The 12,559-nt window shown below is 71.0% G+C and carries 6 protein-coding genes and 2 pseudogenes; 4 read left to right on the top strand and 4 right to left on the bottom strand.

What is annotated here, in order from left to right:
- Positions 1–44: 44 nt before the first annotated feature.
- From ACLU3S_RS13535 to ACLU3S_RS13525, 3 genes are read left to right on the top strand one after another with little or no spacing between them, the layout of a single operon-like run.
- Entirely contained in the window at positions 45–2,198 is a 2,154-nt protein-coding gene (locus ACLU3S_RS13535) for a hypothetical protein (RefSeq protein ID WP_413952045.1), read from the top strand.
- Complete coding sequence (locus tag ACLU3S_RS13530) at positions 2,195–4,489, top strand: WD40 repeat domain-containing protein (RefSeq protein WP_413952044.1); 2,295 nt, start codon at positions 2,195–2,197, stop codon at positions 4,487–4,489. The genes ACLU3S_RS13535 and ACLU3S_RS13530 overlap by 4 nt, the downstream gene beginning before the upstream one ends.
- Before the next feature lie 11 nt (positions 4,490–4,500).
- The gene (locus tag ACLU3S_RS13525) at positions 4,501–5,373 is read left to right on the top strand and encodes an alpha/beta hydrolase (protein ID WP_413952043.1); all 873 of its coding nucleotides are present in this window, start codon (positions 4,501–4,503) and stop codon (positions 5,371–5,373) included.
- Between the two features lie 1,360 nt (positions 5,374–6,733).
- Here the strand turns inward: ACLU3S_RS13525 and ACLU3S_RS13520 are convergent.
- Positions 6,734–7,054, bottom strand: a pseudogene (locus ACLU3S_RS13520) (transposase); the annotation flags it as partial.
- Between the two features lie 461 nt (positions 7,055–7,515).
- Here ACLU3S_RS13520 and ACLU3S_RS13515 point away from each other — a divergent pair.
- A pseudogene (locus tag ACLU3S_RS13515) lies at positions 7,516–7,659 on the top strand (ISAs1 family transposase); the annotation flags it as partial.
- Positions 7,660–7,914: 255 nt separating this feature from the next.
- Here ACLU3S_RS13515 and ACLU3S_RS13510 read toward each other — a convergent pair.
- The 3 genes from ACLU3S_RS13510 to ACLU3S_RS13500 all read right to left on the bottom strand — a co-directional run bounded on the left by ACLU3S_RS13510 (position 7,915) and on the right by ACLU3S_RS13500 (position 12,246).
- The gene (locus ACLU3S_RS13510; RefSeq protein ID WP_413952042.1) at positions 7,915–8,883 is read right to left on the bottom strand and encodes an anti-sigma factor RsbA family regulatory protein; all 969 of its coding nucleotides are present in this window, start codon (positions 8,881–8,883) and stop codon (positions 7,915–7,917) included.
- Positions 8,880–9,224, bottom strand: a complete 345-nt coding sequence (locus tag ACLU3S_RS13505) for an STAS domain-containing protein (RefSeq protein ID WP_413952041.1) — start codon at positions 9,222–9,224, stop codon at positions 8,880–8,882. Before ACLU3S_RS13505 ends, ACLU3S_RS13510 begins: the two co-directional genes overlap by 4 nt.
- A gap of 241 nt (positions 9,225–9,465) precedes the next feature.
- Positions 9,466–12,246 carry a BTAD domain-containing putative transcriptional regulator gene (locus tag ACLU3S_RS13500; RefSeq protein WP_413952040.1) on the bottom strand — a complete coding sequence of 927 codons (2,781 nt, stop codon included), beginning with the start codon at positions 12,244–12,246 and terminating at the stop codon, positions 9,466–9,468.
- Between the last annotated feature and the right edge of the window lie 313 nt (positions 12,247–12,559).

Genomic DNA, 12,559 nt, shown 5'->3' with positions numbered 1-12,559 from the left:
TGGAAGGCTCGGACGTGAGCGGGAAGTCTCGGCCGAGGAAGGTCTTGGCCATCGGCCTTCCCGTCGAGCAGGAAGAGGCCGATGGGCCGCCGGCGCTGGACGGTCAGGACCTCGATCCGCTCATGGCGGCACCACAGCACGCTGCAAACGTGGCTCAGGCACTGGCCCGCTTCGGGTACGCCCCCTGTGGGGAGTCGGGCCGAACTCGCGCCACCGGTGATCGCCACGCCGTCGACGGCGAGGGGGACGCCGAGCCGCCGGCCGAGGGGCACAGCGACGAGTTGAGCGTCGATCCTTCCGGGGAGATCCGGGCCGCCATCACGACTGCCGGTAGCGGCACCGTGCTGATCGTTCACCTGGTGGCCCACGGACGGCTCGCCCGGACCGGTGAGCGCACCCTGCACGTGGTCGGCCGGGACGGGCGCAACGTGGATGACCCCGTGGCCGCGTGGATCAGCTTGATCGAGTCGCACCCGGACAAGCCGCGACCGCTGACCCTTTTCATCCTGGACCTGTGCCACTCCGGCACCGCTGCCGAGCTGCCGTGGCACCAGCAGATGCCCACCGGCAGGCGGAGGGCCTGGGTGATCGCCGCTTCCGCGGCGCAGGACCAGGCGTGGAACTATCGGCTCAGCCGCGCCACCGCCGCTGTGCTGCACGCCTACTGCGACGGTGTGCTGCGCGCCGACGCCTCGCTGCCCTACATCCCACTCGCCACCGTCGGACGCGAGATCACCCGGCTGGTGGCGGAATACAGCCAGGAAGAGAAATTCTTCCAACAGCCCGAGGGCAGTCGGATCCCCTTCTTCGACACACTCGACGACCTGCCGTTCTTTCCGAATCCGCAGTACCCGCCCCGGGCGCGCGCCGGTCTGCTGGCCGAGGTCGAACAGGATCTGGCGCCATTGGTCGATGAAGCGTTCGACCCCCTGCACTTCATGCGACGCGGCGCCGGCAGCGAGGCGCTGGACGGCGGCACGGGTCACGGCTACTTCCGTGGACGCCGTACGGAGACCGAGTTGCTCTCGCAGTGGTTCAACGGCGACGGGCCGCCGTTCGCGGCCGTCACGGGAAAGCCCGGCGTGGGCAAGTCGGCCCTGCTCGGCGTTCTGGTCTGCGCGGCCCACCCCGAACTGCACGACCTCACTCGCCAGTTGTGGCTCCCTTTGCCGTACCGGCCGGCCGTGCACGACAAACTCGCGGTGGTCCACGCCCGGCGGCGCACCCTCGAAGACATGGCCGATTCGCTGGCCCGCCAACTGGGCGCGTCCGCACGGCCCGCCGCCGGCTGGGACGCCAAGCGCCTGGCCGAACTCGCGGGTACGGACGCCAAACGGCCCGCCACGCTGGTGCTGGACGCGCTCGATGAGGCGCAGCGCCCGGAGGACGTGGTCCGGGCACTGCTGCTGCCCTTGGCGCAGGAGGCGGCGCGCGTGGGCACGCTGCGCCTGCTGGTCGGCACGCGACCCGAACCTTTTGCCGGGCCGTTGCTCGAACTCGCACGGACGGCCGGGGTACTGGTCGACCTCAACACGGCCGACCGGGCTGACCTGCACGCTGATCTTCAGGCGTATGCGCGAGACATCCTGGCCAGCGAGGGCCCCTACCGGCTCAGGGAAAACGCTGCCGCCGCACAGGCGTTGGCCCTGGGGATCGCCGACCGGCTCGCGGGCGAGACGAACGGCCGCCGCTCCCAGGAACAAGCGCCGCTGGACTGGGGCGAGTTCCTCGTCGCCGGACTGTATCTGCGGCATCTGCTGACCCTTCCGGTGGAAAGCGATCCCCTCCGGGCCCGGGAGTTGGGGCGTGCCGCCCCGCGTGACCTCACGGCGCTGTTGAGACTCGATCTGGCCCGGCCGGGGGAGCGGGCCTGGATGCGCCCGGTGCTTGCGGCCCTGGCTCATGCCGAGGGGCTAGGGATGCCTGAACGTGTGCTCGCCTACACGGCTGGGGCCTTTGCCCCGTCGCAGCTGCCGCCCGGTGAGCCGATGGACCCGGATCAGCTGAGGCAGGCTCTCGACCACGCACGGTTCTATCTGAGGCACGACGTCGACGTGGACGGCACCACGCTGTACCGCCTCTTCCACGAGGGTCTCGCCGAGCGGCTGCGGGCCGATCCGTATGGGCTGGCGGCCGAGCCTCAACCGCTGCGGACTCACAAGGGCCCGCCGCACGAGGAGGGAAGGAACACCTGGTGAGTGCCCCTGCGGAATGGCCGTACGCTGCGCAGGTGTTCGAGCGCCTGTTGTCCTGCGTCCCCCGCATGGACGGCCGCCGGCTGTGGCAGGTGGCGGATCCCTACCTCCTGCGGCACGCCGCCCAGCACGCCGTCCAGGCCCGGCGCGGTGACGAACTGCTGCTCGACGCGGACTTCCTTGCCGAAGCGGAGCCCGACGCCGTCCTGACGCTGTTGCCCACCGCCACCACGCGGGAGGCCCGGACAGCCGCGGCGATCTACCGTGCCTCCTACGTGGCCCACCGCCGCATGGGACCGTACGAGCGGCGGCAGATCCTGGCGCTGGACGCCGCCCGCTTCGGTGTGGCCGGGCCGCTGCGGGATCACCTCGCCCACGACACGGACTGGCGGTATCTGTGGGCCACGGGCCAACAGGCGTCGACCGCGCTGGCCGCCACGCTCAAGGGCCACACCCAGGCGGTGACCGACGTGGCTGTGACCGTGCTCCACGGGCTGCCCGTCGCGGTGACAGCCGGGTACGACGGCAGCGTGCGGGTGTGGGATCTCGTCACCGGGCTGACCACGCACACCTTGGAAGGGCACACCGGCCCGGTCTCAGGGCTGGCGGTGACCGAGGTGGGCGGTCTGGCGGTGATCGTCACCGTCAGCTGGGACGGCAGCCTTCGGGTATGGGATCTCGCGGCGGGAGACGCCATGGGCGTTGCCGGCGCACCCCCGGGGGTATCGGCTCCACTGACCGCCCTGGCGGTCCTGTCGGTCGGCGCACGGTGCATGGCGGTGACCACAGGAACCAGCGGCATGGCCTGGGTGTGGGAACTGACCGTCGGCCCCGACCGCCAGGTGCACTGCGCACGGCGGATCCTCTCGGCCCGCGCCGAGCCCATGATCTCGGTGGCCGCCGCTGTACTCGACGGGTGGCCGCTGGCCGTCACCACGGGCTACGACGGATCAGCCACCGTCTGGGACCTCGGCCACAAGGTCCCGGCCGGTGGGGTGGTCCTGGAGGGGCACCAGGGCTGGGTGCTGGGCGCGGCACTGACCGTGGTGGACGGCAGGCCCACCGGCATCACGGCCGGCCGTGACGGCACCGCCCGGGTGTGGGACCTGGTCACCGGCCGGAATACGGCAGTGCTGCAGGGCCACACCGACTGGGTGACGGGCGTCGCGGCGGCTCATGTGGAGGGCCTGCCCGTGGTCGCCACGTCCAGCCGTGACGGCACCGCCCGGGTATGGGACCTCAACACCTCCCGGATCGCGGCCACCACGACCAGGGCACGGCCCGCAGACCAGCTGACGGCCATCGCCGTCGGCGACCCCACGGGCTGGCCCATGGCCGTCACCGCGGGACAGGCAGGCGCCGTGCACGTGTGGGACCTGTCCGCCCGCAACACGGCCACCAGCCTGGCAGGACACGCCAATGAGGTGACCCGTGTGCGGGCGACCTCCATGGACGGACGCCTGGTCGCCCTCACCGCCAGCCGGGACGGCACGGCCCGCGTATGGGATGTCTCCGCGGGGCGCACCCTCATGGTGCTCGAGGACCACAAGGGTCCGGTCAACGATCTGGCCGTGACCGCCGCGCCAGGTGAGCTGCCCGTGGTGCTCACGGGCAGCGACGACGGAACCGCTCATGTGTGGCAGATGGGGAGCGGCCGGCGCCCGGCGATCCTTGACGGTCACTCCGACCGGGTCCGGAAGGTGGGCCTGGCTGTCGGCGAAGGGGTGACATTCGCCGTCACGGCCGGCGCGGACGGCAGAGTCCGGGTGTGGGACACGGCTCGCCGGCTCCGCGTGGACATCTTCGACTGCATGGTCCGTGCCATGGACGTGGCCGTCGTGGACGGCCGTCCGGCCGCCGTGTTCGCACAGGAGACGGATCTGCACTGGGTGTGGGACCTGGACTGGCGGCACTCCCGAGTGCCGCTTCCGTACGACGGCCCACCCGTCACCGCGGTGGCCGCGACCCAACTCGACGGACGCCCGGTGACATGCGTCGGCGCGCGGGACGGCACCATCAAGATCCTGGCTGCGGACGGCGGCGAACAGCTCGTTGCCCTGGACGGCCATGAGGCCGGGGTCACCGACCTCGCCGTCCTGTGCCGGCAGGGTGTCAACCGGCTGGTCAGCACCGCGCAGGATTTGACCGTACGCGTCTGGGATCCCCTCAGCGGCCGGCTGATGGCCCGCCTGTCGCTGCCCGACGTTCCGCACAGCGCCGTCCTCGCCCCCGACCGGACCGTCGTGGTCGGCATGGGTCACGAAGTCGTGGCGCTGCAAGCCACCGCCATCTGACAGGAGACGTCATGACCTCGACTCCGCCCGTGCGGGTCGTCGGTGTCCACGGAGTGGGCCACTACAACCGCCGCCGAACACCCGAGGAGGTGCGCGCTGCCCAAGCCCAGGACTGGACCCGGCATCTGACGGCCGGCCTCAACGCCGACCCCGCACTCATCGACCTCGACTTCGCCTATTACGCCCCGCTGCTGAACCCCGGGCCCGTCTCACAAGGAGGTGGCGATCCGGAAGAGCTGGACGATCCCCTCGAGCGGGAACTCATGGCCGCCTGGCTGGCCGAACTCGAGGCGCCCCGAGCCGTGAGCCAGGGGGCTCTCACCCTCCCGCTGCGCTACGCCGCGTCGTGGGTGGCAGAGCGACTGAGTCTTGACGGGCGGCTGACCGAACTGTTCATCCGCGTCTTCTTCCGGGAGATGGCCACCTACGTCCGAGCCGACGACAGTTCGGAGCGGCTGGCCGCACGAGAGGAGGTCGCTCACCGCGTCGCACGCCACCGCCCTCGTATCGTCATCGCACACTCACTCGGCTCCGTCGTCGCCTACGAAGCCCTGCACGCCCACCCGGAGTGCACGGTGGAGCTTCTGGTGACCGTCGGTTCCCCGTTGGCCCTGCCGCGAGCCGTGTTCGACCGCCTCTCGCCACGGCCGGAAAGCGGCGCCCAGCGCCGGCTCGGAACGCGTCCGCCCAACGTGGAGCGCTGGGTCAACATCGCGGATCCCGGCGACCCGGTGGCGATTCCACCCCGCCTGGCGACCTTTTTCCAAGGAGTCACCCTGGACCTGACGGACACGGTCCACGCCGGGTTCGGATTTCACCACGCCAAGAACTACCTCGCCTGCGCGGCCATGTCCGCCGTTCTGGGCCCCTACGTCGGACGGTGATCGTTGTGAGGCGGTGGATCCCGGCTGTCCGCCCCGTGTCCCGGGCCGACGGGAGACCCACGCCGACGAGCTTCGGCAGAGGCTTTCGGTGACGGTGCCGGTCCTGCTACCGCCGGTGGCGGTGCTGGGCGCCGAGGTGGCAGTGGTGCCGCTGCTGCCGGTCGTCGTGGTGGACGTGCCGGCGGTGGTACCGCCGAGGGCCGCGATGGCGGTTGCGGCGCATACGAGCGCTCCAGGCTTCGTGGTCCGCCCCCGGTTGCGCGTGGAGTGGCGAGGGTTGCGTGTGCGGTGGCCGCGCAGGGTGTGACGGTGGTGGAGCGGGGAGGTGACCGGATCGGGTGACGCAGCCGGGGAGCGGGCTCTGCACGTCCGGGTTCACGCTGCCGGGGAGTCGCCGCTCGCCGTGCGCGGCCCGGGGTGCCCGGTCCGTGCGTCGGTTCCGTGCCCCGTGCGTGCGGCACGCCGTGACGGTCGACGCCAGGAACACGACTGCGAACAGCAGCTCCGTGAGCACACTGACGATCGCGAAACCCGAACACGCACTCGTGATGGAGAGCATGACGAGGTTGCCTGCCGACCAGGCGCCCCAGATGCGGATCTGCTCGACGCGGACGGCTCGATGGACTGCGCTGTGGCTGGACATGGCTGGCATCCCCGGAGGTGGCGGCTTCCGTTTCGCCGCATGATGCGCCCACGTGAAGGTCACGTGAAGGCGTTGTGCTCGACTCGTGACCTTACCTCAAGGGTCCGCAGCGATGCCCGGGCGCGTGCCTTCCGGCGAGACCGGGAGACGCGACCGAAGAGCTGTCACGGCTGCCGGCCCGGGCCGCAGCGCCAGGTGGCCGTCGGATCGGCAGGCGAGGGCCGGCCCGGTTGCGTGACGTAAACCGTCAGTCGTCTCGCGCCTTCCTCCGTGGGTATCCGTAGTGGTCCAGACGCTTTCGTTCACCTATGACGAGAAGGCACCAATACACCCCCATCACCAGGGCCAAGAGGGCAACCTGTAGGTCCACCCGCCCAATCGTCAAAGCGCAGAGGCCGCCGGAAAAGAAGGCGCCGGCGAGCCCGCAGAGCACCGGATGGCGCAGGAACCGCCCGCGTGGCCGCAAGGGTGGCCGATCGCCCCCAAGGAGCGGTCGACCGCCCAAAACGCCCGTGCGAGTGCACCCACAACCACGCCCCATCTCGCCCGCTCTCCGCGGCTGGAGTGATCGTAGAGGTCTGGGACCAGGCAGTCACGAGACCGGCGTCGAGTGAACGAAGCCTCCCCGGTGCGCTGTTCCTCGGCCACCCGCCAACGCGGATCCACGACGAAGAAGTGCCCCCGTGACTTTGACCAAGGGTTACGGGAGAACCCTTAACGGAGCCAGTGGCGGCGGCCGGTGTTCACAAGCTGGGCGGCGGCGGAGAACAGGCGCAGGCGGAGCTTCTTCGGTTCCCGGCGGCGGGCCTCGCCGGTCGGCGCGAGCATCGGCATCCAGGCGAGGCGGCCGAGCGCGAGGGAGTCGATCTCCAGCCAGCTCCGGTTCTGGGTGGTGTCGTGCAGGGGCAGGTTGCGCAGGCCGGTAGTGCGGGCGGCGCGGATGCGGTCCTCGCAGCGGGCCCGTCTGCGGTGACGCAGTGCCAGGTTGGCGAGCCGGCCGCACTTGGTGTTGGTCGCGAAGCAGGTGGGCCGGTTGCCGACTCGTCACCGCGATCGCGGCGGCGCCCGTGGAGACGGCCCCGCTCGAAGCGGTGGCGTGCGGCCTCGACGCGCTCGGGCAGGACGTCTTCACGCCCGACCGCCGTGCGTTCACCGCCCGCAGACGAGCGGTAATCGATGCCAATCCTGAACTCCAGGAGCGCGAAGCCCTGAAGGGCATGAGCCTCACCGATTCGATGGCCCGGGCCATGGCTCACCGCGGTCTACCCGACCTCGCCGCACGAGTGACAGCAGAACTGGGGGCACTCGCCTTGAAGATCACCTACGAGCGGTGGAGCGACTTGGGCAATGACTTCAGTGCTCTTGCCCGGCAAGTCCTCAGCGAAGTGCGAGCCAACGTCTTGTCCGTGTACAGGGCGCCTCTTCGGTCGGCGACTCGTTGTCCTGGCCATGCTCAGCAGGGGGGATCTCACAGACGATGAGTGGGCGGTACTCGAACCGTCTTGACCGTCGTACGCCACGACGACACCCTCACCGCCGCGCTGCGCGAGATCGGCGCCAAGACCAACGAGATCCCCGAATTCGCCCCGCTGCCCGACCAGATCGACGCTGGAAACCTCACCGACGCCGTGATCACCGTGGACCCTCCACGGCACCCCGTGATCAAATCGGGCGAATCCGGCTCTCCCCGGGGCCCTGTGCTGCCATCCTCGTTGGTTCCCTCCGGACAGCACGGCAGGAAGTCGGTCTCGGCCGCTCATACCGACTGGCCTCCGACGCGGACAGGATCGTCGGACTTGACTTCTTGGCCCCCTGAGATGTCTCGGAGCGGACGAGGATGCCATGGCGCGGTCCGTGCTGCCGCGTTCAGCGCCCCGCCTGCACGCGACAGCACCGCGTCACTTCTTGCAGACCCGCAGCCGTACGGCCGTGCCCTGCGGCCCGGTCCGTACCTGAACGGTGTCGCAGAGCATGCCGACGCCCCAGATTCCGAAGCCGGACTTCAGGGCGGACTCCGGTGGCACCCAGCTGAGAAACTCCGCGGGCTGCCAGTGGCCGGAGTCGGTGATCTCGCAGAGGAGGCCGTTGTCGGGCCAGGCGCGCAGGGTCACCGGCGCCCGGCCGTGCCGGATGGCATTGGTCGCCACCTCGGTGACGGCGACGAGGAGGTTGTACAGCGCGTCGCCCGCCACGTGGCAGTGCTTGGCCTGTTCGGCGACGAAGGCCCGTACGGCGTGCAGGTCGTCGGGACGGACCTCCATCGATGCGGCGGAGTGCGGGGAGGGCGGCAGCGGCCGGCTGTCGACGTCGGCGACGAAGTCGCGGGGGTCGCGGTAGTCCGGGTTCCTGCGCAGCTGGGCGCCCTCGTGGAGCTTGGGGTGGGTCTGGCGTACCAGTGAGATGACCTCGGGGTCGAGGACCGCGGTGTTGTAGCAGCAGTAGCCTCGGAAGTCGGCGTCGGCGAAGCCCATGTTGAAGATCGAGTCGTAGCGGACCCACTCCATGGCATCCGGGTACTTCGACCAGTCGGCCGATGCCACCACCCACGCCGGACGTGAGCCGAGCGTCCGGGCGACGGCCATCATGCCGGCCATGGCCCGCACCGGGGTGCTGTAGAAGTCGGACGGGTCGATGAACTGCACCGCCATGGCGTCCCGTCCGAGCGAGTCGCGCAGCGCCTCCGCCTCCTGCTTGGGGGTGACCGCGAACGTCGGGTCGCCGGCGTCGATGCCCTCGCGCAGATGGGGGAGGGCGCCCGCGAGGAACTCCTGCTCGTCCTCGTACAGCAGAGCGCAGTGCTGAACTCCGTGCGGCGCGCTCGTCCGACCGGCTTCCACCGGCCGGTCCGCGGGTGCCTCGGCGGTCATGACGTCTCCTTCCGCCCCTGGACGAGTCCGGGCAAACGCTCCCAACCGACCGTCTCGATCAGGTTTTCCATCTGCGGCGACAGATTGTCCAGGACGAACCGGACCTCATTGCCGCTGCGCTCCACCAGGCTGGTCAGCAGCCGCAGGGCGCCGAGGTCGATGAAGCGCAGTTCGGCGAGGTCGAGCCGCACCTCGCCGCCTTCGGCCGTCAGCGGGGACAGCGCCTCCATCACCGCCTGGTGCCGCGTCGCGTCGAGTTCCCCCTCCAGGCGCAGGCCCGGCGGGTCGACGGTCGTCGTGATCCGGAGCATGCGCTCGTCGCGCTGTGCGATGACTTCCATCAGATCTCCTAGCAAGGGACCACTGGCTGGTATCCGTGGGGGGAGTTGCCTCTCAAGCGCTCCTTCGAGGCCGCGACGTACGCGGGGACGTACGCTGTCCACGACAGTGGTGGACCGTGGGACGGACGGTACACGCAAATGAGAAGCCATGGCCCGGACTTGGACGCTTTGCCGGTTCTGCGGTGCTCCGCCTGACCAGGCCTGGGCGAACCGCCTCGGCCGCGGGTGAGCCGGCCGGCCGTCACCTCGCCGGCTCCTCTGCTTCCGGCGGCCCGACGCGCAGTGTCAGGCAGGCGGGGAAGAATGCGCTCCAGGTGTGGCCGCGCCAGCGCACGTACGCGCCGAGGTTCCCGTCCCCGAGGCCGGTGGCCTGTCTCATGCACTCCTGCGCCTCCTGGATCCTGCCCTGGTCGAAGAGGATGAAGCTGATCTCGTTCAGCGCGAGGCTCTCCAGGGACCGCTCGCCGATCTCGCGGGCCTGCGTCAGGCTCTGACGCAGGCAGGACAGCGCGTCCTCGGTCCGGTTCAGCCCCAGGTAGGCTCGTGCGAGATTGCCCAGGCCGGTCAGCTGGGCCATGCGGTCACCGGTCTCCCGTGCCAGCGCCAGATGCCGGTCCTGCACGGCCAGGGACTCCTCGTACAGCTCCCGTTCGGCCAGCGCCTGCGCGATGTTGGCCAGGGTGCGAAGCTCGCCGTCACGGTCCCCGACGGCCCGCCAGAGCGTGAGCGCCGACTCGAGGCACTGGTGCATGTCGTCGTACTGCCGGTGCAGCCAGTACACCGCGGACAGGTGGTCCAGGCCCCACGCCTCGTAGGCGAGGTCGCCCAGGCGCCGTCCGGTGGCGATGACCACGTCGGCCAGGGTGCGCAACTCGCGGGCGCGGGCGTGGGGATAGAGGTACCAGTGCAGGGGCCGCGCCAGCCGCACCGCCAGCCGCGCCGTGGACTCGGACCGCGTGGCGGCGTGGGTCACGGCGGCCATCAAGTTGGCGCGTTCTTGGTCCAGCCATGCCTCGGCCTCGCGGCGGTCGTGGATCGGTGCCGTCGGCACGGAGCCGTGGGGGCCCGGGTCCTGTGCCGCCGGGCGCGGTGGCCGTGGGGGCACGTCGAGCGAGTCCACCGCCCGCTCGGCCGTGGCGAGATAGAAGCGCAGCACGCGTTCGAGGGCCCGTTCGCGTTCGGTGCCGGGCTCCTCCGCGCACACCTGTTCCCGTGCGAAGAGGCGGATCAGGTCGTGCATCTGGTAGCGGCCCGGGGCGAGGCTGCCCAGCAGATGTGCGTCGACCAGCCGTTCGAGCGCGTCCTCGGCCTGCCAGGTGTCCACGTCGAGCAGCGCGGCCGCGGCCTGCAGACCCATGTCCGAACCGGGAAAGACTCCGAAGAAGCGGAAGGCCCGTGCGGCGGCCCGGTCGGTGGGGTTGTCGCTGTGGCGGATGCCGTCGTAGCTGGCGTGGAAGCTGGCGCGCACCGACAGATCCCCCACCCGGATCTCGTCGAGCCGGTTCTGCGCGTCGGTCAACCGTTCCACGAAGGTGCTCAACGGCCAGCCGGGGCGGGCGGCCATGCGGGCGCCGACGATGCGCAGGGCGAGCGGCAGACGCCCGCACAGCTGCACGATCGCGTCGGTCGCCTCGGGTTCCGCGGCGACCCGTTCCGGTCCGACGAGCCGCTCCAGCAGGGCCGTGGCCTGGTCGTGGAACATCACGCCGAGATGCAGATGGGTGGCGCCCTCCAGGGAGGTCAGCAGTTCCCGGCTGGTGATCAGCACGGCGCAGCCGGGCCCGGCGGGCAGCAGGGGCCGGACCTGTTCGGCGCCGGCGGCGTTGTCGAGCACGACCAGGATCCGCCGGTCCGCCACCAGGGAGCGGAACGCGGCGGCGGCCTCCTCGGTGTTGGACGGTATGGCCGTCTCCGGCACCCCGAGCGTGGTGAGGAACCGGCCGAGCACTTCCCCCGGTTCCAGCGGCGTCAGTCCGGCGGTGGCTCCGTGCAGGTCCACGTAGAACTGGCCGTCGGGGAAGCGGTCGACGAGCTGATGGGCGGCGTGAATGGCCAGGGCCGACTTGCCCACCCCGCCGGCTCCGTCGATGACGGCCATCGGCATCCGTCCGTCACCGCCGTCCCGCAGCAACTGGTGCAGCACCGAGCTCTCGCCGGCGCGGCCGACGAAGGTGGCGCTGAGATGGGGAAGTTGTCGGGGGGCCACCACGGGAGTGCGGTCCGTGCTCCGCACCGGTGCGGCGGGGGGACGGGGCGCGAGCAGCAACGACGCGTCGGCCCGCAGGATCTGCTGGTGAAGCCGTTGCAGGGGCGGACCCGGCTCGACGCCGAGTTCCTCGGCCAGCTGGTGACGCAGGTCGCGGTAGGCGGCCAGCGCGTCGGCCTGCCGGCCCGCCCGGTACAGCGCCAGCATGAACTGGCCGCGCAGGCCCTCGCGCAGCGGGTGCTCGGTGACCAGCGCCTCGAGTTCGTCCAGAACCGCCTCGTGGCGGCCCAGTCGCAACCGGGCCTCGATGCGGGACTCCCGTGCCTGGGTGCGGTACGCCGAAAGGCGCATCGCCTCCGCCTCCAGGGCGGGCGTGGGCGGTACGTCGGCGAAGGGGGCGTCGCGCCACAGCCCCAGGGCCTCCTCCAGGTACTCGGCGGCTGTTTCGGCCGCCCCGCTGTCGAGCTCGCGTCCGCCCTGCTCGATCAGCTCCACGAAACGGTGCGCGTCGACCTCGCTCGCGCCTACGACGAGCCGGTAGCCGTGCGCGCGGTAGCCCTGCGCGTGGGTCACCAGCAGTCGGCCCGACTCGTCGCCCAACGCCCGCCGCACCTTTGACACATAGCCCTGCAGAAGCTTGCCCACGCTCTGCGGGGGATCGTCGCCCCACAGTTCCGCGACGAGCCGGTCGGTGGAGACGACCTGGTTGGCCTCGCACAGCAGCACCGCCAGCAGCATCCGCCACTTCGCCGGGGCAAGGGGGATCTCCTCGCTGCCGCGCCACAGCCCGAGCGGACCGAGGACCTGATACCGCATGCCACGCTCCGCCAGTCGTCACCCGTGCAGGGCAGCCCTGCCCCGGGCCGGACAGGAGCGGGCGTGCCGGCCGGCGGCAGTGTCCTCGGGTGGGTGCGGTGCGGCTGCGCGGCCGACGCGGGACGCGCCGGTGCGACGCACGCTCAGGTGGCCGGACTGGTCCCGTGCGACGGGGCGCGGCCGCCGGCGCGGGAAGCCCGGGCCCTTGCGCGTGGATGTGGTCAACAGGACCTCCAGCAGGACATCGAGAGTGCGGAGTGCGAACATCCTGGGCGCAGACACGCTCGCATGGCAAGGAACCCGAGCGCCAACC

Source organism: Streptomyces sp. AF1A (assembly GCF_047340315.1).
Classification (GTDB): domain Bacteria; phylum Actinomycetota; class Actinomycetes; order Streptomycetales; family Streptomycetaceae; genus Streptomyces.
The sequence above is the reverse complement of the archived record's forward strand: the minus strand, read 5'-3'. Positions and strand labels throughout refer to the sequence as shown.

Coding starts and splice junctions, on each gene's coding strand:
- ACLU3S_RS13525 (WP_413952043.1), top strand. CDS start 4,501: ATGACCTCGACTCCGCCCGTGCGGGTCGTCGGTGTCCACGGAGTGGGC.
- ACLU3S_RS13510 (WP_413952042.1), bottom strand. CDS start 8,883: ATGACCGCCGAGGCACCCGCGGACCGGCCGGTGGAAGCCGGTCGGACG.
- ACLU3S_RS13505 (WP_413952041.1), bottom strand. CDS start 9,224: ATGGAAGTCATCGCACAGCGCGACGAGCGCATGCTCCGGATCACGACG.
- ACLU3S_RS13500 (WP_413952040.1), bottom strand. CDS start 12,246: ATGCGGTATCAGGTCCTCGGTCCGCTCGGGCTGTGGCGCGGCAGCGAG.